General features: G+C 63.8%; 28 protein-coding genes. 18 read left to right on the top strand and 10 right to left on the bottom strand.

Going from position 1 to position 26,693, the window contains the following annotated elements:
* Nucleotides 1–19: 19 nt before the first annotated feature.
* Nucleotides 20–505 carry a hypothetical protein gene (locus LB535_RS06075; protein WP_224631541.1) on the bottom strand — a complete coding sequence of 162 codons (486 nt, stop codon included), beginning with the start codon at nucleotides 503–505 and terminating at the stop codon, nucleotides 20–22.
* A 117-nt stretch (nucleotides 506–622) separates the two neighbouring features.
* Nucleotides 623–1,000 (bottom strand): hypothetical protein, encoded by a 378-nt coding sequence (locus tag LB535_RS06070; protein WP_140843685.1) that lies wholly within the window; start codon nucleotides 998–1,000, stop codon nucleotides 623–625.
* 167 nt (nucleotides 1,001–1,167) lie between these two features.
* Here LB535_RS06070 and ureC point away from each other — a divergent pair, with 167 nt between their 5' ends.
* The 8 genes from ureC (at nucleotide 1,168) to LB535_RS06030 (ending at nucleotide 7,382) form a co-directional block, all read left to right on the top strand.
* Complete coding sequence (gene ureC, locus LB535_RS06065) at nucleotides 1,168–2,880, top strand: urease subunit alpha (protein WP_411969529.1); 1,713 nt, start codon at nucleotides 1,168–1,170, stop codon at nucleotides 2,878–2,880.
* Nucleotides 2,881–2,973: 93 nt separating this feature from the next.
* The gene (locus LB535_RS06060) at nucleotides 2,974–3,567 is read left to right on the top strand and encodes a hypothetical protein (protein ID WP_224631540.1); all 594 of its coding nucleotides are present in this window, start codon (nucleotides 2,974–2,976) and stop codon (nucleotides 3,565–3,567) included.
* Nucleotides 3,568–3,623: 56 nt separating this feature from the next.
* Complete coding sequence (locus LB535_RS06055) at nucleotides 3,624–4,229, top strand: glutathione S-transferase family protein (protein ID WP_224631539.1); 606 nt, start codon at nucleotides 3,624–3,626, stop codon at nucleotides 4,227–4,229.
* Nucleotides 4,226–4,801 carry an urease accessory protein UreE gene (gene ureE, locus LB535_RS06050; protein WP_224631538.1) on the top strand — a complete coding sequence of 192 codons (576 nt, stop codon included), beginning with the start codon at nucleotides 4,226–4,228 and terminating at the stop codon, nucleotides 4,799–4,801. Before LB535_RS06055 ends, ureE begins: the two co-directional genes overlap by 4 nt.
* Nucleotides 4,737–5,465, top strand: a complete 729-nt coding sequence (locus LB535_RS06045) for an urease accessory protein UreF (protein WP_411969535.1) — start codon at nucleotides 4,737–4,739, stop codon at nucleotides 5,463–5,465. Before ureE ends, LB535_RS06045 begins: the two co-directional genes overlap by 65 nt.
* Entirely contained in the window at nucleotides 5,462–5,902 is a 441-nt protein-coding gene (locus LB535_RS06040) for a DUF3995 domain-containing protein (RefSeq protein WP_224631537.1), read from the top strand. Before LB535_RS06045 ends, LB535_RS06040 begins: the two co-directional genes overlap by 4 nt.
* Nucleotides 5,899–6,531 carry an urease accessory protein UreG gene (ureG, locus tag LB535_RS06035; protein WP_042637471.1) on the top strand — a complete coding sequence of 211 codons (633 nt, stop codon included), beginning with the start codon at nucleotides 5,899–5,901 and terminating at the stop codon, nucleotides 6,529–6,531. The genes LB535_RS06040 and ureG overlap by 4 nt, the downstream gene beginning before the upstream one ends.
* 83 nt (nucleotides 6,532–6,614) lie before the next feature.
* A complete protein-coding gene (locus tag LB535_RS06030) occupies nucleotides 6,615–7,382 on the top strand; it encodes a class II aldolase and adducin N-terminal domain-containing protein (RefSeq protein WP_140628305.1) in 768 nt (255 codons plus the stop codon).
* A 400-nt stretch (nucleotides 7,383–7,782) separates the two neighbouring features.
* Here LB535_RS06030 and LB535_RS06025 read toward each other — a convergent pair whose 3' ends face one another.
* The gene (locus LB535_RS06025; RefSeq protein WP_224631536.1) at nucleotides 7,783–8,415 is read right to left on the bottom strand and encodes an HAD family hydrolase; all 633 of its coding nucleotides are present in this window, start codon (nucleotides 8,413–8,415) and stop codon (nucleotides 7,783–7,785) included.
* A 209-nt stretch (nucleotides 8,416–8,624) separates the two neighbouring features.
* Here LB535_RS06025 and LB535_RS06020 point away from each other — a divergent pair, with 209 nt between their 5' ends.
* Nucleotides 8,625–9,581 (top strand): sugar-binding transcriptional regulator, encoded by a 957-nt coding sequence (locus LB535_RS06020; RefSeq protein ID WP_224631535.1) that lies wholly within the window; start codon nucleotides 8,625–8,627, stop codon nucleotides 9,579–9,581.
* Nucleotides 9,582–9,601: 20 nt separating this feature from the next.
* Here LB535_RS06020 and LB535_RS06015 read toward each other — a convergent pair whose 3' ends face one another.
* A complete protein-coding gene (locus LB535_RS06015) occupies nucleotides 9,602–9,835 on the bottom strand; it encodes a hypothetical protein (protein WP_318012270.1) in 234 nt (77 codons plus the stop codon).
* 62 nt (nucleotides 9,836–9,897) lie between these two features.
* Here LB535_RS06015 and LB535_RS06010 point away from each other — a divergent pair, with 62 nt between their 5' ends.
* The 9 genes from LB535_RS06010 (at nucleotide 9,898) to LB535_RS05970 (ending at nucleotide 19,875) form a co-directional block, all read left to right on the top strand.
* A complete protein-coding gene (locus LB535_RS06010; RefSeq protein ID WP_224631534.1) occupies nucleotides 9,898–10,806 on the top strand; it encodes a LysR substrate-binding domain-containing protein in 909 nt (302 codons plus the stop codon).
* 174 nt (nucleotides 10,807–10,980) lie between these two features.
* Nucleotides 10,981–12,291, top strand: coding sequence for an ABC transporter substrate-binding protein (locus LB535_RS06005; protein ID WP_095768216.1), 1,311 nt, complete (start codon nucleotides 10,981–10,983; stop codon nucleotides 12,289–12,291).
* Between the two features lie 143 nt (nucleotides 12,292–12,434).
* Nucleotides 12,435–13,307, top strand: coding sequence for a carbohydrate ABC transporter permease (locus tag LB535_RS06000; RefSeq protein ID WP_095768103.1), 873 nt, complete (start codon nucleotides 12,435–12,437; stop codon nucleotides 13,305–13,307).
* 11 nt (nucleotides 13,308–13,318) lie between these two features.
* The gene (locus LB535_RS05995) at nucleotides 13,319–14,143 is read left to right on the top strand and encodes a carbohydrate ABC transporter permease (protein ID WP_224610066.1); all 825 of its coding nucleotides are present in this window, start codon (nucleotides 13,319–13,321) and stop codon (nucleotides 14,141–14,143) included.
* 46 nt (nucleotides 14,144–14,189) lie between these two features.
* Complete coding sequence (locus tag LB535_RS05990) at nucleotides 14,190–15,194, top strand: ABC transporter ATP-binding protein (RefSeq protein ID WP_224631533.1); 1,005 nt, start codon at nucleotides 14,190–14,192, stop codon at nucleotides 15,192–15,194.
* Entirely contained in the window at nucleotides 15,191–15,961 is a 771-nt protein-coding gene (locus tag LB535_RS05985) for an L-iditol 2-dehydrogenase (RefSeq protein WP_224631532.1), read from the top strand. Before LB535_RS05990 ends, LB535_RS05985 begins: the two co-directional genes overlap by 4 nt.
* 148 nt (nucleotides 15,962–16,109) lie before the next feature.
* Complete coding sequence (locus LB535_RS05980) at nucleotides 16,110–17,588, top strand: mannitol dehydrogenase family protein (protein ID WP_224631531.1); 1,479 nt, start codon at nucleotides 16,110–16,112, stop codon at nucleotides 17,586–17,588.
* Between the two features lie 20 nt (nucleotides 17,589–17,608).
* Entirely contained in the window at nucleotides 17,609–18,292 is a 684-nt protein-coding gene (locus LB535_RS05975; protein ID WP_224631530.1) for an HAD family hydrolase, read from the top strand.
* Entirely contained in the window at nucleotides 18,289–19,875 is a 1,587-nt protein-coding gene (locus LB535_RS05970; RefSeq protein WP_224631529.1) for an FGGY-family carbohydrate kinase, read from the top strand. Before LB535_RS05975 ends, LB535_RS05970 begins: the two co-directional genes overlap by 4 nt.
* Before the next feature lie 358 nt (nucleotides 19,876–20,233).
* Here LB535_RS05970 and LB535_RS05965 read toward each other — a convergent pair whose 3' ends face one another.
* The 6 genes from LB535_RS05965 to LB535_RS05940 form a co-directional block, all read right to left on the bottom strand.
* On the bottom strand, nucleotides 20,234–21,319 hold the full coding sequence (locus LB535_RS05965; RefSeq protein ID WP_224631528.1) for an ABC transporter ATP-binding protein: 1,086 nt from the start codon (nucleotides 21,317–21,319) through the stop codon (nucleotides 20,234–20,236).
* A 3-nt stretch (nucleotides 21,320–21,322) separates the two neighbouring features.
* On the bottom strand, nucleotides 21,323–22,369 hold the full coding sequence (locus LB535_RS05960) for an NAD(P)-dependent alcohol dehydrogenase (RefSeq protein WP_224631527.1): 1,047 nt from the start codon (nucleotides 22,367–22,369) through the stop codon (nucleotides 21,323–21,325).
* Between the two features lie 14 nt (nucleotides 22,370–22,383).
* On the bottom strand, nucleotides 22,384–23,196 hold the full coding sequence (locus tag LB535_RS05955) for a carbohydrate ABC transporter permease (protein WP_411969534.1): 813 nt from the start codon (nucleotides 23,194–23,196) through the stop codon (nucleotides 22,384–22,386).
* 11 nt (nucleotides 23,197–23,207) lie between these two features.
* Nucleotides 23,208–24,074, bottom strand: coding sequence for a carbohydrate ABC transporter permease (locus LB535_RS05950; protein WP_224631525.1), 867 nt, complete (start codon nucleotides 24,072–24,074; stop codon nucleotides 23,208–23,210).
* A 103-nt stretch (nucleotides 24,075–24,177) separates the two neighbouring features.
* The gene (locus LB535_RS05945; protein WP_224631524.1) at nucleotides 24,178–25,452 is read right to left on the bottom strand and encodes an ABC transporter substrate-binding protein; all 1,275 of its coding nucleotides are present in this window, start codon (nucleotides 25,450–25,452) and stop codon (nucleotides 24,178–24,180) included.
* A gap of 279 nt (nucleotides 25,453–25,731) precedes the next feature.
* The gene (locus LB535_RS05940) at nucleotides 25,732–26,649 is read right to left on the bottom strand and encodes an AraC family transcriptional regulator (protein WP_140846401.1); all 918 of its coding nucleotides are present in this window, start codon (nucleotides 26,647–26,649) and stop codon (nucleotides 25,732–25,734) included.
* Between the last annotated feature and the right edge of the window lie 44 nt (nucleotides 26,650–26,693).

Raw genomic sequence — 26,693 nt, 5'->3', positions numbered from 1 at the left:
GTCCGCCGGCGCGCTCACATCACTTCGGAGGCTTGGCGGCGGCATAGATGACGACCTTCCCCGGATTGTCGAACTCTACGGCGAGCACGTCCTCGGCCTGCACGCGCCGCGAATCGATCGCGTTGAAGAGCAGGGCGTTCGCCTCGATCTCCTGGCGCAGTTCGGCGACGTCCTCCTGATGCTGCTTCACCTTGTTCTCTATCGCCAGCGGCGGCCCGCCCTCGCTGCGCGCCGCGTCGGTCAGGAACACGATGTCGACCGTATCGAGCTTGGTTGTCTTTCGCACCGTGCCGATGTTGTCGCGGGTGCGCTCGATGGCAGTGATGACCTTTCCGGCCTCCGTCGAGGAAAGCGCCTCTTCCTGCCGGACATCGGAATCGACGATTGCCGCGGCAGGCCTGTCGTTGTCCAGCGGCTGCGCCGCGGGCGCCGCATGGGGCGCAGCCACGAAAAGCGTGGCGGCAACCGCGGAGCTCCATCTTTTAAAACGCGGGGCTTTCGCCATCGCTCGCTCCTGACTGAACTCGTGGCGGGGCGAAAACAGCGAAACGGTCCTGCTTGGCCGGAGGTTCCCTTCAAAAGTCGGCAGGCGGACCGCAAGGCGGCCCGCCTGGGCGTGCAATCAGCTCGCTTTCTTGGTGATCAGCGTCAGCGCGCCATTGGGCTGCATGCTTGCAGCGATCACCTGCGCGGAGCTCATGCCCTTGGCTTCGAGCGCGGATTTGACCTTGGGCGTGGCGTCGATCGACTTGCGCAATGTCTGCAGGCCGGCATCGCCGCGTTGCGCCACGATCTGGTTGACCTGCGTCTGCGTGTCCTTGGGCAGTTCGGTGATATCGACGACATTGACGCTCTGGATAGCGGGCGCCGCGGGCTGGGCCTTCGGCGCGGCGGGCGCGGTTGGCGCGGGGCTGGGCTGCGGCGTCGGCTGCTGCTGGGCATTGGCAGTGCCCGCCATCAACGTGGTGGCGGTTGCGGCGAGAAGAATCGCTTTGAGCATGGATATTCCTTCCATCGGTTTGGCAAACGGTCCTTTTGGGCTGACCGGGGCACCTCAACCGCCAAATGGGCGCGCAAGGTGTCGCCGAGCGGGTCATTGCGTGACCATTGGGTGGCGACAATGTGCACCTCGCGTTCATTCAACCTGAATTTCGGGAGCAATCGCTGATGGCCAGGATAAGCCGTGCCGCCTATGCGCAGATGTATGGACCGACGGTCGGCGACAAGGTGCGGCTTGCCGACACCGAGCTCTTCATTGAGGTGGAGAAGGATCTCACCGTATACGGCGAGGAAGTAAAATTCGGCGGCGGCAAGGTCATCCGCGACGGCATGGGCCAGAGCCAGGTCACGCGGGCCGAGGGTGCCGTCGATACCGTCATCACCAACGCACTGGTCGTCGATGCGCTGACCGGCATCGTCAAGGCCGATATCGGCCTGAAGGACGGCCGCATCGCGGCGATCGGCAAGGCCGGCAATCCGGACACGCAAGCCGGCGTCACCATCATCATCGGCCCCGGCACCGAGATCATCGCCGGCGAAGGCAAGATCCTGACGGCCGGCGGATTCGACGCGCATATCCACTTCATCTGCCCGCAGCAGATCGAGGAAGCGCTGATGAGCGGCGTCACCACCATGCTTGGCGGCGGTACCGGCCCGGCGCATGGCACTTTGGCCACCACCTGCACGCCGGGACCCTGGCACATGGCGCGCATGATCCAGTCCTTCGATGCCTTTCCGATGAATATCGGCCTGTCGGGCAAGGGCAATGCGTCAAAGCCGGCGGCGCTTGAAGAGATGGTGCTGGCCGGCGCCTGCTCGCTGAAGCTGCATGAGGACTGGGGCACGACCCCGGCCGCCATCGACTGCTGCCTGTCGGTCGCCGACGATTACGACGTGCAGGTGATGATCCACACCGACACGCTGAATGAATCGGGCTTCGTCGAGAACACGGTGGCGGCCATCAAGGGCCGCACCATCCATGCCTTTCACACCGAGGGCGCCGGCGGCGGCCACGCGCCCGACATCATCAAGGTCTGCGGCCTGCCCAACGTCATCCCTTCCTCGACCAACCCGACCCGGCCATACACGGTCAACACGCTCGCCGAGCATCTCGATATGCTGATGGTGTGCCACCATCTGTCGCCGTCGATCCCGGAGGACATCGCCTTTGCCGAAAGCCGCATCCGCAAGGAGACGATCGCCGCCGAGGACATACTGCACGACATCGGCGCCTTCTCGATAATCTCTTCCGACAGCCAGGCCATGGGCCGCGTCGGCGAGGTGGCGATCCGTTGCTGGCAGACCGCCGACAAGATGAAGCGCCAGCGCGGCGCGCTGCCGGACGAAACCGGCGACAACGACAATTTCCGCGTCCGCCGCTACATCGCCAAATACACCATCAATCCGGCCATCGCGCATGGCCTGTCGAAGGAGATCGGCTCGATCACCGTCGGCAAGCGCGCCGATCTGGTGCTGTGGAATCCGGCCTTCTTCGGCGTCAAGCCGGAGATGGTGCTGGTCGGCGGCTCGATCGCCGCAGCACCCATGGGCGATCCGAACGCCTCGATCCCGACGCCGCAGCCGATGCACTACCGGCCGATGTTCGGCGCCTATGGCAAGGCCTTGACCAATTCATCGGTGACCTTCGTCTCGAAGGCCGCCTTCGATGCCGGCCTGCAGGGCAGGCTGGGCGTCGACAAGGCGATGATCGCGGTCGAGAACACGCGCGGCGGCATCGGCAAGCATTCGATGGTGCTCAACGACGCCACGCCGCATGTCGAGGTCGATCCCGAAACATACGAAGTGCGGGCCGACGGCGAGCTCTTGACCTGCGAACCCGCGACCGTGCTCCCGATGGCGCAGAGGTATTTCCTGTTTTGACAGGCGGCTGATCGGTGAGTGGGCAAATATCGTTGCGGCTCGCGCGCACAGACCGCAATATGCGGCAAAGCAGCAGCCGCATTGTGATTACGCATGCCCACCGAAATCGCCTCCCCGCACGACATCTTCCCGCATATCCGCATCGTCATGGGCATGGTGATCGGCCTCGGCGTCACGCGTCTGCTTTCGGGAACTGCCCGCATCGTCCAGCATCCAGGCCAGTACCGGCTCTATGCGGTGCATCTCGCCTGGGTCGCTTCGGTGCTGTTGATGCTGGTGCATTTCTGGTGGTGGGAATTCGGCCTCTACGCCATCGAGAACTGGACCTTCGGCAAATATCTTTTCATCATCTTTTACGCTATCACGCTGTTCCTGCTTTGCGCGCTGCTGTTTCCGGATTCGATGCTCGACTACACCAGCTACGAGGATTATTTTTACTCGCGCCGCGCCTGGTTCTTCGGGCTGCTGGCGGCTACCTATCTGCTCGACGTGGTCGACACGCTGCTCAAGGGCCCGCAGCATTTCGCCCGCTTCGGCAATGAATATCTGATCCGCACGCCGGTCTTCGTCGCGCTTTGCCTGGTGGCGATCCTGGTTCGCGACCGCCGTTTCCACATCGCTTTCGTCGCGGCTGCGCTTGTCTACCAGGTATCGTTCATCCTGCGGCTCTTCGACACCATCGTCTGAGCGCCATTGGGCTGATACCGGCGATGGTCTAAGGTTTCGGAAAAGCAAGGTTAACCATGTACAAGGCCGTCGGATCGCGCGGATCCCGGGTCAGCCGGGTGCTCTGGATGCTCGAGGAGCTCGGGCAGCCCTACGAATTCGTCGAGGTGAAGCTGCGCTCGCCGGAGGCCTATGCACTCAACCCCTCCGGCAAGGTGCCGATCCTGATCGACGGCGAGCTCAAGGTCACGGATTCAGCGGCGATCTGCGTCTATCTGGGCGATAAGCATGCCGATAAGGGCATGGGCGCCAATCCGGGTCTCGCCGGCCGCGCCGAGACGGACTCCTGGATGCACTTCGCCCAGAGCGAACTGGAAGCGCCGCTGTGGAACAAGCTGCGCCACCGCTTCCTGCTCCCCAGGGATGTTCGGGTGGATGTCGGCCCGGCTGCGGCCTATGATTTCGCATCCGAAATAAAGGCGCTGGAACGGCGGCTTGGCGACAAGCCCTTTGCGCTGGGCGACCGCTTCTCGGCCGTTGACGTGCTGCTGGGCGATATTGGCGGCTGGGCTCGTGCCGGCCGCTTTCCGATCGAGTCCCAGCGCGTCAACACCTATTTCGATCGTGTCCTCGGGCGCCCCGCCCGTGCAAGGGCGCAAGCAAATGGCGGAGCCATGAAATGAAGCTCAACATTAACACCGATTTCACCAAATTCCCGCGTGCCGTTTCGGTGCTTGCCGCCGGGGATCCGGCTTTGACCGCGCCCTACGACAAAGCCGTGCTGCCGCATGACGAGCGGCATCTGCGCCGCCGCGCCATCGAGACCGCGGCCGGCGAAAAGGTGCTGGTCGACCTGCCCGAACCAATGGCGCTGAACAATGGCGACCGGCTGGTGCTGGAAGACGGCCGCCAGCTCGAAATCGTCGCGGCGCCCGAGGAGGTCTACGACATCCGCGCCCGCGATGCGGTTCATCTGACCGAACTCGCCTGGCACATCGGCAATCGTCACCTTGCCGCGGCGATCGAGGCGGACCGCATCCTCATCCTGCGCGATCATGTCATCAAGGCGATGCTGGAAGGCCTCGGCGCCACGGTGAATGAGGTTTCGCAGCCGTTCAGCCCGGTGCGCGGCGCCTATTCCGGCCATGACCACGGCCATTCGCATGATCACGATCATGACCACCACGGCCATGATCACGATCACCATGATCATGCGCACGACCATCACCACGACCATCACCACCATCATGACTGAGGAGCTTTCCAGTGTCGCGCTGCTGCGGCTGATGGCCTGGCTGTCGCCGTCCTTTCCGGTCGGCGGCTTCTCCTACAGCCACGGGATCGAGCGCGCCGTGCATGACGGGCTGATCGCGGATCGTGACGATCTCGCCGGCTGGCTGGAGACGCTGGTCGAGATCGGCTCGGGCTGGAACGACGCTGTGCTCTTCGCCGAAGGCTGGCGGCGCGGACGTGACGGCGGCGATCTCCAGGAAATAGCGGCGCTGGCCGAAGCGCTTGCCGGGTCGCAGGAGCGGCACACGGAAACCATGCTGCAGGGCACAGCCTTCCTCCAGGCGGCGTCGGCCTGGTCGTCTCGAGCGCTGGAGCGCCTGCCGGCCGATTGCCCCTATTGCGTAGCAGTCGGCGCCGTTGCGGGCGGCAGCGGCATCGGCCTTTCGGAGGCGCTCTCCGCCTTCCTGCAGGCTTTCTTCTCCAATCTCCTGCAAGCGGCAATCAGGTTGGGTGTCGTTGGCCAGGTCGACGCCGTCGCATTGTTAGCCGGCTTCGAACCTCTGACGCTGGCGACCGCATCGCGCGCCGGCGCTTCCAGCCTGGACGATCTGGGCGGCGCGGCCTTCATGTCCGACATAGCGGCGATGCAGCATGAGACGCAATACTCCAGGCTGTTCCGCTCATGATCGTGCTTGCCGTCATCCTCTCCTTCGTCCTGCTCCTGATCACAACGCTGCATGTCTATTGGGGCATAGGCGGCATCTGGCCGGGCACGGACCAGGCATCCTGCGCCCGCGCCGTCGTCGGTTTTCGCGGCGTCGACGAGATGCCGTCGTCATTCGCGAGTTTTGCTGTCGCGACCTGCCTGGCATTGGCAACGCTCTGGCCGCTGGCGTTGGCCGGCGTCTTTGCGACGCCCTTTCCAAGAGAGGGCCTGGCTGCCACGGCTTTGATGATCGGCCTCGTCTTCCTCGGTCGCGGCATTGCCGGCTTCACGCCCTGGTGGCGCCGGCTCGCGCCCGAACAGCCTTTCGCGCGGCTTGACCAAAGCCTTTATTCGCCGCTTTGCCTCCTGATCGGGGCAGGCTTCGCAATTCTTGCCATCACGGAGTTTCCGGCATGACGTCGAAAAACGGTCCTCTTCGCATCGGCATCGGCGGGCCGGTCGGCTCCGGCAAGACGACGCTCACCGAAAAGCTCTGCAAGGCGCTGCGCGACGACTTTTCGATCGCCGTCGTCACCAACGACATCTACACCAAGGAGGATGCTATGATGCTCGCGCGGCTACAAGCATTGCCCGAAGAGCGCATCGTCGGCGTCGAGACCGGCGGCTGCCCGCATACGGCCATCCGCGAGGATGCTTCGATCAATCTGCGGGCCATTGCCGAGCTGAACAAGAAATTCCCGGATCTCGACATCATCTTCATCGAATCCGGCGGCGACAATCTCGCCGCCACCTTCTCGCCTGACCTTGCCGACTTGACCCTCTACGTCATCTCGGTCTGCCAGGGCGAGGAGATCCCGCGCAAGGGCGGCCCGGCCATCACCCGCTCGGATTTCCTGATCATCAACAAGAGCGATCTGGCACCCTATGTGAACGTCAACCTCGACGTCATGGAGAGCGATGCCGGCCGCATGCGTGGCAAAAGGCCGTTCGGCTTCACCGACCTTTCGCGCGGCAAGGGATTGCAGGACGTGATCGACTTCATCGTCGAGCAGGGCGGGCTGCAGTCGGCGCGCCCGGCGGCTTGATCCCGCTGAGCCAGCGTTTATCGGTTGCTGGCAGCCGCCATGCGCGGCATTCTCGGGACACAAACCCAAGCGGAGGATTTTCGATGAGCCTTGCCCGCCTGCATAAGGAACCGCTGAGCAACCTGCCCTATTATGAGGAGCGGGTCGATCTCGCCGCCGCCTTCCGCTGGACGGCGCGGCTCAACATGCATGAGGCGGTGGCCAACCATTTCTCGCTGTCCGTCAACGACGAAGGCACGAAGTTCCTGATGAACCCCAACCAGGTGCATTTCTCGCGCATCAAGGCGAGCGACCTGCTGCTGATCGACGCCAACGATCCCGACACGCTGTCCGGCCCCAACGCGCCCGACCCGACCGCCTGGGGCCTGCACGGCGCCATCCACCGCAACGTCCCGCATGCGCGCTGCGCCATGCATGTCCATTCAATCCACGCCACCGTGCTTGCTTCGCTCGCCGATTCGACGCTGCCGCCGGTCGACCAGAACTCAGCCATGTTCTTCAACCGCCATGTCGTCGATGCCAATTATGGCGGCTTGGCCTTCGAGGAAGAGGGCGAGCGCTGCTCGCAGCTTCTCACCGACCCCAAGGTCAAGGTGATGGTCATGGGCAATCACGGCGTCATGGTCATCGGCGACACCGTCGCCGACACCTTCAACCGCATGTTCTATTTCGAACGCGCCGCCGAGACCTACATCAAGGCGCTGTGGACCGGCCGTCCGCTGCGCACGCTCTCGGACGAGATCGCCGAGAAGACCGCGCGCGAAATGGATGATTATCCCGGCCAGGCCGAGCGTCACCTTGCCGAGTTGAAGGCAATCCTCGACGAGGAAGAGCCGGTCTACCGGAATTGATCTTCCTTCTCCCCGGTTACGCTATACACATCCTCTGTGACTGGCGCGACTGATCAGGCCGAAGCCTTGATTGCCACGTGGTTCCCCCAATCCGTCGCTGCTTCGCAGCGCCACCTTTCCCCCCTCCGGAGGGAAAGGAAGGGAGCCTTGCTGGACGAGCGTTGGCGGCAAAAAGCTCGGCGCCCTTCCTCTCCCCCGTCGATCGGGGGAGAGGTGGCTCGGCGAAGCCGAGACGGAGTGGAGGTCGACCAGCGCAGCATCAAACAATGCATGCGCCAAGCTGCTACGCACGCTATCGCCAAAGACCAGCCGCTCGGAAATGTGTGCATGCCGTAGCCCGTTTCACGGGGGGAAGGTGCCTGAAGGGCGGATGAGGGGCAGCGCCGACGTCTGAAGCTGCTCAGAGCCCCAGTTGCGCGCGCAGCTCTTCAGCGCTGTTGATGACGATCGCTCCCGCCGGGCCTTCCATCGGCGCCTCCGGCCAGAAGATCGTCTTCATGCCCGCCGCCAGTCCGGCCATGGCGCCTGTCAGGCTGTCGTCGACGGCAAAAGCATCCGCCGGATCGACGCCGGCGAGATAGGCGGCGCGCAGGAATGGTTCGGGAAGCGGCTTGCCGTCGATCACGTCGTTGCGGCTGACCGTCTTCATGCCCGGATAGGTGAGGCCGACGGCGCGCAGATTGGCGTCGACGATCAGCCGGTCGGAGTTGGACACCACCGCCTGCTCGACGCCGAGCGCGCGCAATTCGTTGAACACCTCGATTGCGCCGGGGCGTGGCTTCAGCGTTTCGGCCAGCGGCAAATAGTGGTCATATTTGCGCACGATCCAATCGTCGAAGGGCAGGGCGAGGCCGAACTCGTCGCGCAGCATTTCGTAAACCGGCCATGCGGCGATGCCCAGCACGCGCTGATGCAGGTCGGGCGGCGGGGCAATGCCGACGCTGCGCAGCGCCGCCACAAGTGCCGCCTCGTGCAGCGGCTCGCTGTCAACCAGCGTCCCGTCCATATCCCAGAAAACGGCTTTCGGCGTCATGCGCGGCTCCCTTCGCCGATCCCCTTAATCGGTTTCCCGGTGGAGATAAACCGTCCCGCCGGCAAATGGCTGGGCAAGCGGCGGATTGATCCTTCGGGGATCAGGAAAGCTGCCAAGCAATTGCTCTTTCGATAGACAATTGCGCGTTGGTGCAATCGCTGTAAGTTATAGAGCCCGTTTCAACATTCTTGCGGGCTGGGAGGCAGGACGTGAATTCGCGACAGGAAACCGGCAGCACCAGGTTGGACGACGCCGCGCGCGCCGGCTGGCTTTATTATGTTGCCGGCAACACGCAGGACCAGATCGCCGCCAAGCTCGGCATCTCCAGGCAGACGGCGCAGCGGCTGGTATCGCTCGCCATGTCGGAGGGCCTGATCAAGGTACGGGTCGATCATCCGATCGCCAACTGCCTGGACCTCGCCGCGCGGCTGAAGTCGCGCTTCGCCCTCGACCTTGTCGAAGTGGTGCCGAGTGACCCGACCTCGAGCTCGACGACGATCGGCATCGCCGAGGCGGCCGCGGCCGAGATCGAACGCCGGCTGCGCTCTGAGGCCCCCATCGTCATGGCGATCGGCACCGGGCGCACGCTGAAGGCGGCGATCGAGCAACTGCCGCCGATGGAATGCCCGCAGCACAAGGTCGTGTCCTTGACCGGCAACATCTCGCCCGATGGCTCGGCCGCCTTCTACAACGTCATCTTCACCATGGCCGACCGCGTCAAGGCGCGGTCATTCCCGATGCCGCTGCCGGTCATTGCGTCCTCGCCGGAAGAGCGCGAGATGCTGCTCAACCAGCCGATGATCCAGCCTACATTGGCGCTGGCGGCCGAGGCCGATGTCACCTTCGTCGGCATCGGCGATCTCGGGCCCAAGGCCCCGCTCTACGAGGACGGCTTCATTTCCGAAAACGAGTTGAAGGCGCTGCAGAAGGCAGGCGGCATCGCCGAGATCGTCGGCTGGGTGTACGACCGCGAAGGCCGCATGATCGAAGGCATCACCAACGACCGCGTGTCTTCCGCCGCGCTGCCGTCGCGGGAAAGGTCGCTGGTCATCGCTCTGGCCATGGGCGAACGCAAGCTGGCGGGCATCCTGGCCGCCGTCAACCGCCGGCTGGTCAACGGCCTCATCACCGACGAACGCACGGCCGAAGCACTGCTTGCCGGCTGATTGCCCATAAAAAGTGCCGGCTATTGCGAGCGGCCGCGCGGATCGTTGCCGTCGAGAAAGCCCATGTCGCGCTGCAGATGCTCGGAAAATTCCCGGACATCGAGATAACCGCGCCTGCGGCCCGAAAACCTTGCAAATTCCCGCACGAGCGTGAAAAACCAGCCTTGTGCCGGGGTAGAAACGAGCTTTTCCTGAACCGTGACCATGATCGTCAGCCTTCGCAATGCTTGAACTGGATTGATCGTCGACCCCAAATATCGGTCTGGCCGGTTCGTGCTTCCAATCAAACCTCGATCATGACCCATAAGGAGGCCTTATGCCCGATCTCAGCTCTCCGCAGCTTGCGCCCCTGCCGCCGCTGCAGGCGATCCGGGTGTTCGAGGCGGTGGCCAGGCACCTGTCCTTCACCAAGGCCGCGCAGGAGCTGGGCATGACCCAGGCGGCTGCGAGCTACCAGATCAAGCTGCTCGAGGAGCGCATCGGCGCGCCGCTGTTTCTGCGCCGGCCGCGGCAGATCGAGTTGACCGAGCCCGGCCAGCGCCTGGCGCCCGCCGTCAGCGAAGCCTTCGCCATCCTGGGCCAGGCCTATGCCGCGGCGCGCGGCGGCGCCGACGGCCTGCTCTGCATCACCACCGTGCTGACCTTTGCCTCGAACTGGCTGGCGCAGCATCTGGGCGCGTTCCAGCTCGCGCATCCGGCACTTGCCGTGGGGCTCGACACGTCGAGCCGCCTGACCGATTTCGCGCGCGAGGATGTCGATCTCGCCATCCGTTCCGGCGGCGGCAAATGGCCGGGCCTGGAGGCGCACAAGCTGCTCGATGCCGATTTCACGCCGATGCTGAGTCCCAAGCTCGCGGCGAGCATCGGCGGCGTCAAGGAGCCGGCGGACCTGTTGCGCCTGCCGATCCTCGACCCCGGTGACATCTGGTGGACGCAATGGTTCGAGGCCGCCGGCGTGACCGGGCACGACCTCGCCAAAAGGCCGGGCTCCAGCATGGGCGCGCAGGCCTATGAAGCGAACGCGGCCATGGCCGGCCATGGCGTTGCGATCCTGACCAGGTCGTTGTTCAAGAACGAGATCGCCGACGGCCGCCTGGTCCAGCCCTTCGACCTCGTCGGCGACGACGGCCATGCCTATTGGCTGGTCTATCCGACGGCGCGCCGCAACGTGCCGAAGATCCGCGCCTTCCGCGACTGGCTCCTGGCCGAGATCGCCTGCCCGTAAGCCAATCGCCCTGACGTTCCTCCTCCCTGGGATACCGGCGCGTCGCCCGACCGGGGCGTGCGGCGTCATTTCTGCTGCGCTGCAGCACAGATTCAGGGTTGACATAATTCACGCCAAGTGAGTAATTGCCCAGAGCCAAGGCAAATGCTCATCTTGGTTTATGGGAGGAATTTGATGAAACTTCGCACGCTCACCCTGGGCCTGTTGTCGGCCAGCGCCCTCGCTTTCGCCGCGCATGCCGAATCCATCACCATCGCCACCGTCAACAATGGCGACATGGTCCGCATGCAGAAGCTGACGGACGACTTCACCAAGGCCAACCCCGACATCCAGCTCAACTGGGTGACGCTTGAAGAGAACGTGCTGCGCGAGCGCGTCACGACCGATATCGCCACCAAGGGCGGCCAGTACGACGTCATGACCATCGGCACCTACGAGGTTCCGATCTGGGCAAAGCAGAGCTGGCTCCTGCCGCTCGACAAGCTCGGCGACGACTATGACGTCAAGGACATCATCCCGGCCATCGCCGGCGGCCTTTCGGTCGACGGCAAGCTCTATGCCGCGCCCTTCTACGGCGAGAGCTCCTTCGTCATGTACCGCAAGGACCTGATGGAGAAGGCTGGTTTGAAGATGCCCGACGCGCCGACCTGGGACTTCATCAAGCAGGCCGCCGACAAGATGACCGACCGCGCCAATGGCGTGAATGGCGTGTGCCTGCGCGGCAAGGCCGGCTGGGGCGAGAACATGGCTTTCCTCACCGCCATGTCGAATTCCTTCGGCGCCCGCTGGTTCGACGAGAACTGGAAGCCGCAATTCGATCAGCCCGAATGGAAGAACACGCTGCAGTTCTATGTCGACCTGATGAAGGCCGACGGTCCGGAAGGCGCTTCCTCCAACGGCTTCAACGAGAACCTGGCGCTCTTCCAGCAGGGCAAGTGCGGCATGTGGATCGACGCCACCGTCGCGGCGTCCTTCGTCTCCGATCCGAAGGCCTCGAAGGTTGCGGACAAGGTCGGCTATGCGCTGGCGCCCGACAACGGCCTCGGCAAGCGCGGCAACTGGCTGTGGGCATGGTCGCTCGCTATCCCCGCCGGCACCCAGAAGGCCGACGCCGCCGAGAAATTCGTTTCATGGGCGACCTCGAAGCACTATCTCGAGCTCGTCGCCTCGAAGGAGGGCTGGGCCAACGTTCCTCCTGGAACGCGTTCCTCGCTCTACGCCAATCCGGAGTACCAGAAGGCGGCGCCCTTCGCGAAGATGACGCTGGACTCCATCAATGCCGCCGATCCGACGCATCCGACCGTCAAGCCGGTGCCCTATGTCGGCGTGCAGTTCGTCGCCATCCCTGAATTCCAGGGCCTCGGCACCACCGTCGGCCAGCTCTTTTCGGCAGCCCTTGCCGGCCAGTCGAGCGTCGACGACGCGTTGAAGCAGGCTCAGGACGCCGCCACCGCGGCGATGACCGAAGGCGGCTACATCAAGTAAGGCTCCTCCCGGTGCCGAACGCCGGTAGCGCATCATGACCGGCAAGGGGCCGCCCGAAACCCAGTTCGGGCGGCCACCCTTCAAAATCGGGAAAATTCTGGCACGACTCTGAAAATCCGGCTGACCTTGGGAGGGTGACCGTCATGGCTACTCAGCAAACCCGTTCGCTTGCCCGTTTCATGATGGCGCCATCGGTGATCCTGCTGTTCGTCTGGATGATCGTGCCGCTGCTGTTCACGCTGTGGTTCTCGTTCCAGCAATACAATCCGCTGAACCCGATCCGTAACGGTTTTGTCGGCTTCTCCAACTACGCGCTGTTCTATTCCAATCCGGCCTTCCTCTCCTCGATCCTCAACACGCTCATCATCGTTGTCAGCGTGCTGGTCATCACCGTGGTCGGGGGCATCCTTTTGGCGTTGTTGCTCGACCAGCCGATCTGGGGCCAGGGCATCGTGCGCATCCTGGTCATCTCGCCGTTCTTCGTCATGCCGCCGGTCGCGGCGCTGGTCTGGAAGAACATGATCATGCATCCGCAATACGGCGTCTTTGCCGATATAGCGCGCTTTTTCGGCGCCGAGCCGATCGACTGGTTCGGCCAGCATCCGCTGACCGCTATCATCCTCATCGTCGCCTGGCAGTGGCTGCCCTTCGCCACGCTGATCCTGCTGACTTCGCTGCAATCGCTCGACGGCGAGCAGAAGGAAGCGGCCGAGATGGACGGCGCCGGCTTTATTAGCCGGTTTATCTATCTGACGCTGCCGCATATGTCGCGCGCCATCACCGTCGTCATCCTGATCCAGACGATCTTCCTGCTGTCGGTCTATGCCGAGATCCTGGTCACCACCAATGGCGGCCCGGGCTATGCCTCCACCAACCTGCCCTTCCTCGTCTACCAGAAGGCGCTCCTGGAGTTCAAAATCGGTCAGGCGTCCGCTGGCGGCGTGATCGCCGTCATTCTCGCCAACATCGTTGCCTTCTTCGCCATGCGCGCCGTCGGCAAGAACCTGGACAAATAAGGGAGGATAAGATGGCACGCGCAGTCACCACCCAGCACAAGACCATCGCCACGGCCGCGGCCTGGATCGTCGCCCTGCTGATCTTCTTTCCGATCCTTTATACGATCATCACCTCGTTCAAGTCCGAGCAGGAAGCGATCCAGGGCTTTGCACTGATCCCGTCCGGCACCATGGAGAGCTATGCCGAGGTGCAGGCGCAGAGCGGCTATTTCAAGTTCTTCCTGAACTCGGTGATCCTGTCGGTCGGCTCGACGCTGCTTGCGATCCTGATTGCGGTTCCGGCAGCCTGGTCGATGGCGTTCTCTCCGACCAAGCGCACCAAGGACATCCTGATGTGGATGCTGTCCACCAAGATGATGCCGGCCGTCGCGGTGCTGTTCCCGATCTACCTGATCTTCCGCGACACCAGCCTGCTCGACAGCCGCATCGGCCTAACCGTCATGCTGATGCTGATCAACCTGCCGATCGTGGTCTGGATGCTCTACACCTATTTCCGCGAAATCCCGGGCGAGATCCTGGAAGCGGCGCGCATGGACGGCGCCTCGCTGTGGAACGAGATCATCTATGTGCTGACGCCGATGGCGGTTCCCGGCATCGCCTCGACCATGCTCTTGAACATCATCCTGGCCTGGAACGAGGCGTTCTGGACCATCCGGCTCACCACCACCAATGCCGCGCCGCTGACGGCCTTCATCAGCTCCTTCTCCAGTCCGCAAGGCCTGTTCTGGGCAAAGCTGTCAGCGGCCTCGACGCTGGCGATCGCGCCGATCCTGATCATGGGCTGGTTCAGCCAGAAGCAGCTGGTGCGCGGCCTCACCTTTGGCGCCGTGAAGTAGCAACGCCCAAGCGGCGGACGACGAAGACCATCCCCGGGAGGAAACCATGGGAAACATCGCGCTCAAGAACGTCTCCAAGTCCTTCGGGTCGACGACGATCATTCCGAACATCGACCTCAACATCGAGGACGGCGAGTTCGTGGTGTTCGTCGGCCCCTCGGGTTGCGGCAAGTCCACGCTGCTTAGGCTGATCGCCGGGCTCGAGGACACCAGCGGCGGCGCCATCAGCATCGATGGACGCGACGTCACCCGCGAGGCGCCGGCCAAGCGCAAGCTTGCCATGGTGTTCCAGTCCTACGCGCTCTATCCGCATATGACGGTCGCCAAGAACATCGCCTTTCCGCTGAAGATGGCCGGCGAAGACCAGGCGACCATCGACAAGAAGGTGAAGGACGCCGCGCGCATCTTGAACCTCACCAACTATCTCGAGCGCCGCCCAGGCCAGCTGTCCGGCGGCCAGCGCCAGCGCGTCGCCATCGGCCGCGCCATCGTGCGCCAGCCTTCGGCCTTCCTGTTCGACGAGCCGCTGTCCAACCTCGACGCCGCGCTTCGCGGCACGATGCGGCTTGAGATCAGCGAGCTGCATCATCAGTTGAAGACGACGATGATCTACGTCACCCACGACCAGGTCGAAGCCATGACCATGGCCGACAAGATCGTCGTGCTCAATGCCGGCAACATCGAGCAGGTCGGCTCGCCGATGGAGCTCTACAAGACGCCGAAGAACCTTTTCGTCGCCGGCTTCATCGGCTCGCCCAAGATGAACATGATCGAAGGCGCGCCGGCGCAGAAATATGGCGCCAAGACCATCGGCATTCGCCCCGAGCATCTCAATATCTCGACCTCGGCGGGCGACTGGAAGGCGACGGTGGGCGTTGCCGAGCATCTCGGCTCCGACACTTTCCTCCACGTCCAGGCGGACGGCATCGGCACCATCAATGTCCGCGCCGACGGCGAGGTCGCGGTCAAGCATGGCGACACCGTCTACCTGACCCCCGACAAGACCAAGCTCCACCGCTTCGGCGCCGACGGCAAGGCGCTGGTGCAGTGAGGTTGAAAGGCAAATCGGCGCTGATCACCGGATCGGCGCGCGGCATCGGCAGGGCCTTCGCCGAGGCCTATGCGCGCGAAGGCGCGACAGTCGCAATTGCCGATATCGACATTGAAGCGGCGGAAGCGACGGCGAAAGCGATCGGTTCTGCCGCTTACGCAGTCCGGCTCGACGTCACCGATCAGTCCTCGATCGAAGCGGCGGTGAAAGCGGTCGAGGCCAAGACCGGTGGGCTCGACGTGCTGATCAATAACGCGGCGATCTTCGACCTCGCGCGGATCGTCGAGATAACGAGGGCGAGCTACGAAAAACTGTTCGCGGTCAATGTCGCCGGCACGCTGTTCATGCTGCAGGCGGCTGCCCGTTCGATGATCGCGCGTGGCAAAGGTGGCAGGATCATCAACATGGCGAGCCAAGCCGGTCGCCGCGGCGAGCCGCTGGTCGCGGTCTACTGCGCCACCAAGGCCGCCGTCATCTCGCTCACCCAATCGGCCGGGCTCGACCTCATCAAGCATCGGATCAACGTCAACGGCATCGCGCCGGGTGTCGTGGACAGCGACATGTGGGACCAGGTCGATGCGCTCTTCGCAAAATATGAGAACCGGCCCAAGGGCGAGAAGAAGCGGCTGGTCGGCGAAGGCGTGCCTTACGGTCGCATGGGCAAGCCGGAAGATCTCGCCGGCATGGCCGTGTTCCTCGCCAGTGACGAGGCCGAATACATCGTCGCCCAGACCTACAATGTCGACGGCGGCCAATGGATGAGTTGAGGGGGAGGCGCTTCTCTTCTTTCCTCCGGAGAAGACGCCATGGGGCAGGTGAGGGGCAGCATAACGGAATACCGGGTGTTGCCCCTCATCCTCGCCATCCGAAGGAGGCGGAACAGTCGGGCTGCAGATCGGCCAAAGGGTAAATGAGATGACCGTAAGACTCTCTTCCTCGAACCTCGCCATGCTGCCGGCCAAGGTCGCCGGCCCGAAATATGACCGCTCTGTCCTGAAGGCGGGCATCGTCCATTTCGGCGTCGGCAACTTCCATCGCTCGCATCAGGCGGTCTATCTCGACGACCTGTTCGGCACCGGCGAGGGCCATGACTGGGCGCTGATCGGCGCCGGCGTGTTCGAAGGCGAGAAGATCGGTCGCGCCAAGCTGCAGGAACAGGACTGGCTGACCACCGTCGTCGAGCAGGATCAGGGTCATATGAGCGCCCGCGTCACCGGCGCCATGATCGATTTCCTGATGCCCGGCGACGCGGCTGCGACCATCGAGCGGCTTGCCGATCCGGCGATCAAGATCGTGTCGCTCACCATCACCGAGGGCGGCTATTTCATCGACCCGGCCTCCGGCAAATTCAACCCGGCCCATCCCGATATCGTCGCCGATGCGCAGCCCGGCGCTGTGCCGAAGACCGTCTTCGGCATCATCCTTGCCGGGCTGTTGCGCCGGCGGGCCGACGGCATCGTGCCGTTCACCGTCATGTCCTGCGACAACATCCCCCATAACGGCCACGTCACCTCCGACGGCGTCATCGGCCTTGCGCGGCTGATCGACGAGGACCTCGCCAAATGGGTGGAGGACAAGGTCGCCTTCCCGAATGGCATGGTCGATCGCATCACCCCTGCCACCACCGACCGCGAGCGCAAGATCCTCGCCGATGATTTCGGGCTGGAGGACAATTGGCCGGTGTTCTGCGAGCCATTCAAGCAATGGGTGCTGGAGGACCGTTTCACCGCCGGCCGCCCAGCGTTGGAAAAGGTCGGCGTGCAATTCGTCAAGGATGTCTCGCCTTACGAGCTGATGAAGATACGCATCCTCAATGGCGGACACGCCACCATCGCTTACCCGGCTGGCTTGATGGACATTCATTTCGTGCATGAAGCCATGCAGGAGCCGCTGGTGCGCGCCTTCCTGTCGAAGCTCGAGCATGACGAGATCATCCCGACCGTGCCGCCGGTGCCGGATACGGATCTGGAGGACTATTACCAGCTCATCGAGCGCCGCTTCTCCAATCCCAAGATCGGCGACACGATCCGCCGGCTTTGCCTCGACGGCTCCAACCGTCAGCCGAAATTCATCATCCCGACGATCGCCGACCGGCTGAAGGCGGGCGAGGGTGTCGCCGGCCTCGCGCTGGAATCGGCCCTGTGGTGCCGCTACTGCTTCGGCACCACCGACAGCGGCGCCGTCATCGAGCCGAACGACCCGAGCTGGGACCGCATGCAGGCGGCCGCGAAGGCGGCCAAGGACGATCCGCAGGCCTGGTTGGCGATGGAGGACATCTACGGCGATGTCGGCCGCTCGTCCGTCTTCGCCGAGGCCTTCGCCCACGCCTTGAAGGTCCTGTGGGCGCACGGCGCGCGCGAAACCCTGACGCGTTACCTCGCCGGCAAACTCTAAAAGCGCCGGACGCAGCAGTCATGACGCCGGAACTGGTCATCTTCGACTGTGACGGCGTGCTGGTCGACAGCGAGGCGCTTTCGGTCTCGGCGCTGCTCGGCATGATCGAACTCGCCGGCGGCACGGTGAGCGAGGATGCCGCCTACGAACATTTCCTGGGCAAGAGCATGAAGAGCGTGCGCGAGATCCTCGGCCGCGATTTCGGGCTCGAGATCAGCGACCGGCATCTGACCGCCATGCGCGTCGACCTGATGCGCAAATTCCGCGAGGAATTGAAGCCGATCCCCGGCATCAAGGAGGTGCTGCCGGAGCTCGGTCGGCCATGCTGCGTCGCCTCGTCCGGTACGCTGGAACGCATCCGCTATGCGCTCGACGTCACCGGCCTGCTCCCCCTGCTGGATCCGCATCTGTTCAGCGCCAGCATGGTCGAACGCGGCAAGCCGGCGCCCGACCTTTTCCTGCATGCCGCGGCAAGCATGCAGGCGCGTCCTCGCAATTGTCTAGTCATCGAGGACAGCCCGGCAGGCGTCGCCGCCGCGCGCGCGGCGGGGATGCGCGTCTTTGCCTTCACGGGCGGCTCGCATGCCTCCAATCCCGCCCTCAAGGCGCGGCTTGCGTCGACGGAACCGGACTTTATATTCGCTGACATGCTGCAATTGCCCGATTTGATTGCAGGCCTGGGAGCGAGAGAAAAAGCATCTTGATCAAGAGTTTCGTTTGCGCGGTCGATGTCGGCACCGGGAGCGCGCGCGCGGGCATTCTCGACGTGCGCGGCAACCTGCTCGGCCGCGCCGATCATCCAATCGCCATGCATCAGCCCAAGCCCGATCATGCCGAACACGATTCGGAAGATATCTGGTCGGCGGTGTGCAAATCCGTGCGGTCCGCGCTCCAAAAATCCGGCGTCGCCGCCGGCGATATCGCCGGCATCTCTTTCGACGCGACCTGCTCGCTGGTCGCGCGCGACAGGCAGGGCGGCCAGATCAGCGTATCGGTCACGGGCGAGAAGCGCTGGGACACGATGGTCTGGCTCGATCACCGCGCCATCGCCGAGGCCGATGAATGCACCGCAAGCGGTCACGCCGTGCTCGATTATATCGGCGGTGTGATGTCGCCGGAGATGGAAACGCCGAAGCTGATGTGGCTGAAGCGTCATCTGCCGAGCACATGGAATGAAGCCGGCTATCTATTCGACCTTGCCGATTTCCTGACCTGGAAGGCATCGGGCTCGCTCGCCCGCTCGCAATGCACGCTGACGGCGAAATGGACCTATCTCGCGCATGAGGAAAAGAGCTGGCGGCGCGATTTCTTCGAGCTCGTCGGGCTCGGCGACCTGTTCGAGCACGGCAATCTGCCGGAAAAGGCAAGCCCGGTCGGCGCCGATATCGGTCCGCTGACGGCGAAGGCCGCAGCCGAGCTCGGCCTCACCGAGAAATGCCGGGTCGGCGCCGGCGTCATCGATGCCTATGCCGGTGCGCTGGGCGTTCTCGGCGGCTTTGCCGGCGACGAGAAGAACATCAGCCGGCATTTGGCGCTGATCGCCGGCACATCGTCCTGCGTTATGGCCATGTCGCAAGACCCGCAGCCCTTTGCTGGCGTCTGGGGCCCTTATTACGGCGCGGCTTTGCCGAGGCTGTGGCTGTCGGAAGGCGGCCAGTCGGCCACCGGCGCGCTGCTCGACCACATCATCCGTTGGCATGGCGCCGGCGGCGAGCCGGACGCGGCCATGCATATGAAGATCGCCAGGCGCGTCGCCGAGCTGCGCGCCGAGGATGGCGACGCGCTGGCGGCAAGGCTGCATGTGCTGCCGGATTTCCACGGCAACCGCTCGCCGCTCGCCGACCCGCACGCGGTCGGCGTCATCAGCGGCCTGACGCTCGATTCCTCCTTCGACAGCCTGTGCAAGCTCTACTGGCGCACCGCCGTCGCCATCGCGCTCGGCGTGCGCCATGTGCTCGAGGCGCTGAACGAGAACGGCTATCTGATCGACACGCTGCATGTCACCGGCGGCCACACCAAGAACCCGCTTTTGATGGATCTCTACGCCGACGCCACGGGCTGCACGGTGGTCGAGCCGCTGGCCGACGAGGCGGTGCTGCTCGGCACCGGCATGGTGGCGGCGACCGCCGCAGGCCTCTACCCTGACCTCAACGCGGCCTGTGTCGCGATGCAGCAAGGCGGCCGCACGCGCGCGCCCAACAAGCAAGCCGGCGCCCGCTTCGACCGAGACTACCGGATCTTCCTCGAAATGCACCGCCAGCGGCAGATGCTCGACGCGATCGGGTAGCTTCCATCCACGCAATTCCGGCTACGCCATGCACACATCTTCTGTGACTGGCGTGACGGACCAGCTGAGGCTTGATTGCCGCGTGGTTCCCCCAATCCGTCGCTGCTTCGCAGCGCCACCTTTCCCCCTCCGGAGGGAAAGGAAGGGAGCCTTGCTAGACGAGCGTCGACGGCAAAAAGCTTGGCGCCTTTCCTCTCCCCCGTCGATCGGGGGAGAGGTGGCTCGGCGAAGCCGAGACGGAGTGGGGGTCGACCAGCGCAGCATAAGACAATGCATGCGCCAAGCTGCCATGCACACTACGGCAAAGACCAGCCGCTTGGAACTGTGCGCGTCCCTAGGCAATTCCGGGCGGAATTGCCTATTGCTTGCGCAGCGACTTGCCTGTCTCCGCGTCGAACAGATGGATGCTCTCCTCATCGAACGTGAAGCGTACCGGCGCGCGCAACTCCGGGCATTCGCGGGCCGGCACCAGCGCGCTGATCTCCTTGCCGCCGGAGCCGAAGGTCACCAGCGCGTCATTGCCGTGGAACTCGATGAGATCGGCGGTGCCTTGCAGGACGTTGCTTGCGCCCACGCCGGCCAGCGTCAGGTCGGGCGGCCGGATCCCGAGCACCACGCGATCGCCGTGCTGCAGGTGGAAACTCTGGCCACCGAGCGGCAGCACCGTCCCCGCACCGGTCAGCGTCCAGCCATCCTTGCCCTTGCCGACCGTCACGTCGATGAAATTCATGTTCGGCGTTCCGATGAAGCCGGCCACGAACAGATTGCCTGGGCGGCGATAGATCTCCGCCGGCGAGCCGATCTGCTCGATCACGCCGTCCTTCAACAAGACGATGCGGTCGGCCAGCGTCATCGCCTCGAGCTGGTCATGCGTGACATAGACGGTGGTGGTCTTCAGCGATTGGTGCAGCCTGGCGATCTCGACGCGCATATGATTGCGCAGCTTGGCGTCGAGGTTGGAGAGCGGCTCGTCGAACAGGAACACTTTCGGCGTCTTGATCATGGCGCGCGCGATCGCCACGCGCTGCTGCTGACCGCCGGAAAGCTCTGTAGGCTTGCGGCCGAGATAGGGCTCCAGCCCGAGCGTCTTCGAGACCGCCTCGACCCGCTTCCTGATCTCGTTCGCCGGCACCTTCTGCCGCTTCAATCCGAAGGCGATGTTGTCGAAGATCGTCATGTGCGGATAGAGCGCATAATTCTGGAACACCATGGCGATGCCGCGATCGCCGGGCTCGAGATCGTTCACCACCTTGCCACCGATCGACACCTCGCCGCCGCTGATATCCTCCAGCCCGGCCAGCATCCTGAGAAGCGTGGACTTGCCGCAGCCGGACGGCCCCAGGAACACGACGAATTCATGTTCCTCGATCGCGAGGTTGAGGTCGCGGATGACGGTCGTGGCGCCATAGGCCTTGTCGACATGGGAGCAAACGATCGCGGACATCCCTTATCCCTTCTCGCCGGTCAGCAGGATCTGCAGCTTGACGTCCTGCGGCCTGCCTTGCGCCGCGCGCTCGAACGCCTTGATGCTCTCGGAGAAATCATAGGTGCCGGTGATCAGCGGCTTGAGGTCGACCTTGCCGGAGGCGATCAACTGCAGGGCGCGGTCGAAGATGTTGGCATAGCGGAACACGGTCTCGATGCGCACTTCCTTGGAAATCGCCGCCGGCACGTTGAGCTCGACCGCCTCCACCGGCAGGCCGACCAGCACCACCGCGCCGCCTGGCCGCACCACGTCGAACAGGTTGGCGAAGGCCTTCGGGCTGCCGCTCGCCTCGAACACGATATCGGCGCCCCAATTGTCGGTGGCCGCCGCGACGGCGTCGACCAGCGATTGCTTGCCGATATCGACCGGCACGATGCCGGGATACTGGGCAGCGATCGCAAGCTTCGGCGCGGAAAAGTCCGAGATCAGCACTTTGGAGCAGCCGCCCGCCAGCGCGGCGAGCGCGATCATGATGCCGATCGGGCCGCAGCCGACGACGACGGCGACATCGCCGGGCACGATGCGCGCGCGCGCCGCCGCCTGCATGCCGATGGCGAAGGGCTCGACCATCGCGCCCTCGGCGAAGGAGACATTGTCCGGCAGCTTGTAGGTAAAGGCCGCCGGATGGACGGCGTAGGGCGCGAGAACGCCATGCACCGGCGGCGTTGCCCAGAAGCGGACGTCCGGGTCGACATTGTAGATGCCGAGCTTGGTCGCGCGCGATGAAAGGTTCGGCACGCCTGGCTCCATGCAGACGCGGTCGCCGACCTTGAGATTCGTGACATTGGCGCCGACCTCGACGATGGTTCCCGAAGCCTCATGGCCGAGCACCATGGGCTCGCGAACGATGTAGCTGCCGATGGCGCCGTGCGTGTAATAATGCACGTCGCTGCCGCAGACCCCGACCGTGTGGATGGCGATCCTGACGTCGTCCGGTCCGACGTCTTGCGGCAGCGCGATCTCGCGCAGCGACAGTTCGCCTTTTTTCTCAAGCACCAGTGCCCGCATCGGGTATCCTCGCATCAACTTTTCTTTTGCCGGAAAACGGAATTCAGGAAGCCGCTCAAAACGCCGAGGAACAAAAGCGGCGGCAGCGACAGAAGCACGACCGAGGCGTTGAGGATTCCCCACGGCACGTTCATGCCTTGCTGGGAGAGCTCGGAAGCCACGATCGGCAGCGTCTTGGCGTTGGAGCTCGACAGCATCAGCGCAATCAGGAACTCGTTCCAGACCAGCACGAAGCTGAAGGCGATGGCGCCGATCAGCGAGCGCGCCGCGACGGGAAGCGCGATCCGCCAGAACACCGAATAGGCGCCGTAGCCGTCGACGAAGGCCGCCTCCTCAATCTCTTTCGGCACGCCCTGGAAGGCGGGAATGGCGAGCCACATGATCACCGATATGGTCAGCAGCGAATAGGTGACGATCAGCGCCGGCAAAGTGTCGTAGAGCCCGACCTGCAGCCAGATCACCATCAGCGGGATCGCCACCGCCACCGGCGGCAGGAAACGCAGCGACAAGACGAAGAACTGGATGTCGCCGGCGAAGCGGTTGGGATAGCGCGCCACCGCATAGGCCGCCGGCAGGCCGAGCACGACGCCGATCAGCACCGCCGAACCGCAGGCGACGACCGAGTTGTAGAGCCCGGTCAGCACGCTGTCGCGGCCGAGGATGTAGCCGATGTTGGCGAGCGTCGGCGTGAAGACCACCTTGGGCACGCGCGTGATGATGTCGACATTGTTCTTCAGCGCATTGAGCGCCGTCCACAGAAGGGGGAACACGGCCAGGAATCCGGCCAGCGCCAGGATGGCCTTGGCGACCAGGCGGCCCGGTCTTATCGGATATGGCTTCATGCCTGCACCCGCTTCCACAGCATGGTGAAGGTGATGACCGTCGCGATCATCATCAGCACCGCCATGGCCGAAGCGTAGGAGACCTTGCCGGACTCGATGAAGCCTTGCGAGAAGGCATACATGTCGAGCGTCTCAGTCGCGACGCCGGGCCCGCCGCGCGTCATCACATAGATCAGGTCGAAGGAGCGCAGCGACTCGATCATCTTGACGAACATCAGGCTGATCAGCGGCGCCTTCAGCATCGGCAAGGTGACATAGGCATGGATCTGCCAGCGCTTGGCGTGGTCGAGCCGGGCCGCCTCGATCGGCTGCGGCGGCAAGGTTTCGAGAAGCTTCAGCACGATGACTGCGAAGAACAGTCCCCATTGCCAGACGTCCACCGAAGCGACGGCGAACAATGCGGTGCCCGGCTTGGACAGCGGATCGAAGATCAGCCCGCCGGTGATCAGCCGGTAGGGATAAGTGGCGATGCCGTAGAGCGGATGATAGGCGAACTTCCAGACGAAGGCCGCAGAGACGCGCGGCAAAAGCACCGGGATGATGAACAAAAGGCAATAGAAATTGCGCAGGCGTAGGCCCGCGACCTCGAACATCAGCACACCCAGCCCGATCGCCACCACCATCGTCGCTACCACGGTGACGATCTCCCATTTCACCGAAACCCAGACGGCGTTGAGGAAGCGGCGGTCGAGGAAGAGATCGGCGAAGTTCGAGAACCAGACCCATGAGTAACCGGTCGTGCTCAACTCGCGGTTCTGCAAGGCGATCACGATGGCGTAGAGCGTCGGCACCATCGACAGCACTAGGAGGATGGCGAGGGTAGGAACCAGAAATGTGACCGGCAGGGAAGATCGTCGGCGCATTGCCTATCCTTGGATTTTTTACTGGGGTCTGGTGAAGGTCCCGCGGCGCACGGATCCCGGCATTCCTTCGAATGCCGTGGATCGCGCGCCGCAGGCGGGAGGATTACTTCTTCTTCACCAACTCGTTGGCATAGGCCTCGAGCTCGTTGAGGCCACCCTTGATGTCGGTGCGAGTGCCGGTGACCAGCTCTTCCAGGATGATGCCCCAGCGGTCGCCGAGATCCGGCCAGCGCGGATCCTGCCAGAAATTCACCGCCGTCACCTTGCCGGTGTCGGCCAGCGCCTTGCCGAGATCGGCGCCGTAGATGTCGGCGAATTCCTTGCTGGAGAGGACGCTGGTACGGTTGAGCTCGCCGAACTGATGCGCATCGAGCCGGCGCTTCTCGTTCTCCTTCGAGGTCGCCCAGGCGATGAACAGGCCGGCGCATTTCTTCGCGGCGTCATCCGCATTGGCCTTGGTGCCGATGGCGAGGCCATGCCCGTAGCCGCCGCCCGGCAGTGGCGAGGGCGGCGGCAGGAAGCCGACCTCGCCGACCACCTGCGAGGTCTTCGGGTCCACCGCCATGCCCGACAGCGGCGTCGATTCGACGAGGATGGCGACTTGGCCGGAGAGAAAGGCGCCGGTCGATTCATCCCAGCTGCCGGTCTGCGTGCCGGGGGCCGAGTCCTTGAACAGCTTGAGATAGGTCTCCGTCGCCTTGACTGCGGCGTCCGAATTGAAAGCCGGCTTGTCGCCGTCGAACCACTTGCCGCCATAGGCCTTGAAGAAAGGCATCCAGCGCCAGACATTGGCGCCCGAGCCGCGCGCGCCGCGCAGCGCGATGCCGTACACGCCCTTGTCGGCATTGGTCAGTTTCGGCACGTCGGCGATCAGCTCGTCCAGCGTCTTGGGCGGCTGGATGCCGGCGGCCTCGAGCACGTCCTTGCGGTAGACCATCAGGTCGCCGCCGCCGGTCAGCGGCGCGAACCAGACCTTGCCGTCATAGGTGGCGACCTTCTGGCGGCCCGGATCGAAATCGGCGAAATCGTATTCAGCCGGATAATAATCGGTCAGCGGCGCGATCCAGCCCGAGGAAGCGAACAGCGCGACGTTCGCCTCGTCGACATAGTAGACATTGTAGTTGCCGACGGTCGAGGCGTCGGCGCGCGACTTGGCGCGGCGGTCGTTCTCGTTGAGATAGTCGATCTGGAACGAGGCGCCGGACAGCTTCTTGAACTCGTCCTTGGAGTCCTCCAGAAGCGTCAGCCCGTCGCGCGGCTGCGCCAGCACCTTGACCGGCGCCGAGCAGACCGGCGCTTGCGCCAGTGCTGCGGTTGAAACGGAAGCGGTAAGCACGAAAGCTGCACCGAGGCTGGCAGCGAGCCGGGTTGATTTCATTGATGTTTCTCCTCCAGGAACAAGCAAGTCCGCGGGCTAAGCGACCCTCACCGTCGCCCGCATGACTGCGACCCGCCGCCAAAATGAGGAGTTGGAAGGGGCGAGACTAGAAGCCTCGTTGCAGCAGACCTGTACTTTTATGCATTGTGCGGCGCAAAAAATGGCACCGGCAGAGTCTGTCCGTCACACGAGTATCAGTACGATTAGAGCAATTCCAGGAAAGGTGTGCAGCGGTTTTCCGTCCGGAATTGCGATGAAACAAAAGTTAGGGTGGCGAAATCAGGCCCGCAGCGTCAGCCGCTGCCGCGACAGCTTGCGGTAGGATGACGGCGTCATCTTGTGCTTGCGCAGGAAGGCGCGGTTGAAGTTCGAGATGTTCATATAGCCGACTTGGAAGCAGATGTCGGTGATCGGGATCTCGGTGTCGGCGAGCAGCTTGCAGGCCTGCCAGAGCCTGAGCTTGGCGACGTGGTCGCTGAACGAATTGCCGGTGTTCTTCTGGAAGAAGCGCGAGAAAGTGCTTTCGCTCATCCCGGCCAACGCCGCCACCTCCGGCAGCTTCAGATCCTCGGCAAAGTGCTGGAACAGATAGGTCAGCGAGCGCTGGATAATATCCAGCGATTCCGCGTCGAGAAGCGGAGAAAAATCCGGCGACGACAGAAGCTCGTATTCCTGGGTGGTGGCCAGAAGGTCCAGCAGTTCGAGGAACATGCGGAACCTTGCCAGCCCATGCACCTCGCCCATTCGTTCCATCAGCTCGGCGCCGTCGAGCGCCGTCTGGCCATGGAAGACCATTCCGCGCAGCGAGCGTTCCAGGAACGGCTCCAGCTCGCGCAGCTCCGGCAGCAGCCCCGAGGAGCCGCGCAGCCGTTCGGGATCGAATTGCAGCACGATATCGCGGCCTTCGATAAGCTCGCCGGGTTGCACTGCCGTCACCCAGTCATGCGGCAGCCCGCCGCCGACGATGGTCAGATAGCCCGGCCCGAACTCGCCGATATGGTCGCCGACCAGCACGACGCCGGACGATTTCCGCAAGAGATGGATTTCGTATTCGGGATGGAAATTCCAGACATTGCGCTCCCACGGATAATCGTCCAGCCGCCACAGGAAGCTCTCGCTGGCCTCCGTCACGATGTGCTCGAAGGCGGGCGCCGTGCGCGGGATCGCGGCTGTGTTCTTTCTGCGCCTGAACGGCATTCGTTCCTCCCGGCATGGCGCGCCGGCTTAATATGCCAGGGCAT

The organism is Mesorhizobium sp. CA10, assembly GCF_020165285.1.
GTDB lineage: Bacteria > Pseudomonadota > Alphaproteobacteria > Rhizobiales > Rhizobiaceae > Mesorhizobium.
Note: the sequence above shows the minus strand (reverse complement) of the source record. Positions and strands in the feature narration are given on the sequence as shown.

What these genes read in the sequence shown, in the direction of transcription:
- LB535_RS06075 (WP_224631541.1), bottom strand. Translation starts at nt 505, where the DNA reads ATGGCGAAAGCCCCGCGTTTTAAAAGATGGAGCTCCGCGGTTGCCGCC.
- LB535_RS06070 (WP_140843685.1), bottom strand. Translation starts at nt 1,000, where the DNA reads ATGCTCAAAGCGATTCTTCTCGCCGCAACCGCCACCACGTTGATGGCG.
- ureC (WP_411969529.1), top strand. Translation starts at nt 1,168, where the DNA reads ATGGCCAGGATAAGCCGTGCCGCCTATGCGCAGATGTATGGACCGACG.
- LB535_RS06060 (WP_224631540.1), top strand. Translation starts at nt 2,974, where the DNA reads ATGCCCACCGAAATCGCCTCCCCGCACGACATCTTCCCGCATATCCGC.
- LB535_RS06055 (WP_224631539.1), top strand. Translation starts at nt 3,624, where the DNA reads ATGTACAAGGCCGTCGGATCGCGCGGATCCCGGGTCAGCCGGGTGCTC.
- ureE (WP_224631538.1), top strand. Translation starts at nt 4,226, where the DNA reads ATGAAGCTCAACATTAACACCGATTTCACCAAATTCCCGCGTGCCGTT.
- LB535_RS06045 (WP_411969535.1), top strand. Translation starts at nt 4,737, where the DNA reads ATGATCACGATCACCATGATCATGCGCACGACCATCACCACGACCATC.
- LB535_RS06040 (WP_224631537.1), top strand. Translation starts at nt 5,462, where the DNA reads ATGATCGTGCTTGCCGTCATCCTCTCCTTCGTCCTGCTCCTGATCACA.
- ureG (WP_042637471.1), top strand. Translation starts at nt 5,899, where the DNA reads ATGACGTCGAAAAACGGTCCTCTTCGCATCGGCATCGGCGGGCCGGTC.
- LB535_RS06030 (WP_140628305.1), top strand. Translation starts at nt 6,615, where the DNA reads ATGAGCCTTGCCCGCCTGCATAAGGAACCGCTGAGCAACCTGCCCTAT.
- LB535_RS06025 (WP_224631536.1), bottom strand. Translation starts at nt 8,415, where the DNA reads ATGACGCCGAAAGCCGTTTTCTGGGATATGGACGGGACGCTGGTTGAC.
- LB535_RS06010 (WP_224631534.1), top strand. Translation starts at nt 9,898, where the DNA reads ATGCCCGATCTCAGCTCTCCGCAGCTTGCGCCCCTGCCGCCGCTGCAG.
- LB535_RS06005 (WP_095768216.1), top strand. Translation starts at nt 10,981, where the DNA reads ATGAAACTTCGCACGCTCACCCTGGGCCTGTTGTCGGCCAGCGCCCTC.
- LB535_RS06000 (WP_095768103.1), top strand. Translation starts at nt 12,435, where the DNA reads ATGGCTACTCAGCAAACCCGTTCGCTTGCCCGTTTCATGATGGCGCCA.
- LB535_RS05995 (WP_224610066.1), top strand. Translation starts at nt 13,319, where the DNA reads ATGGCACGCGCAGTCACCACCCAGCACAAGACCATCGCCACGGCCGCG.
- LB535_RS05990 (WP_224631533.1), top strand. Translation starts at nt 14,190, where the DNA reads ATGGGAAACATCGCGCTCAAGAACGTCTCCAAGTCCTTCGGGTCGACG.
- LB535_RS05980 (WP_224631531.1), top strand. Translation starts at nt 16,110, where the DNA reads ATGACCGTAAGACTCTCTTCCTCGAACCTCGCCATGCTGCCGGCCAAG.
- LB535_RS05975 (WP_224631530.1), top strand. Translation starts at nt 17,609, where the DNA reads ATGACGCCGGAACTGGTCATCTTCGACTGTGACGGCGTGCTGGTCGAC.
- LB535_RS05965 (WP_224631528.1), bottom strand. Translation starts at nt 21,319, where the DNA reads ATGTCCGCGATCGTTTGCTCCCATGTCGACAAGGCCTATGGCGCCACG.
- LB535_RS05960 (WP_224631527.1), bottom strand. Translation starts at nt 22,369, where the DNA reads ATGCGGGCACTGGTGCTTGAGAAAAAAGGCGAACTGTCGCTGCGCGAG.
- LB535_RS05950 (WP_224631525.1), bottom strand. Translation starts at nt 24,074, where the DNA reads ATGCGCCGACGATCTTCCCTGCCGGTCACATTTCTGGTTCCTACCCTC.
- LB535_RS05945 (WP_224631524.1), bottom strand. Translation starts at nt 25,452, where the DNA reads ATGAAATCAACCCGGCTCGCTGCCAGCCTCGGTGCAGCTTTCGTGCTT.
- LB535_RS05940 (WP_140846401.1), bottom strand. Translation starts at nt 26,649, where the DNA reads ATGCCGTTCAGGCGCAGAAAGAACACAGCCGCGATCCCGCGCACGGCG.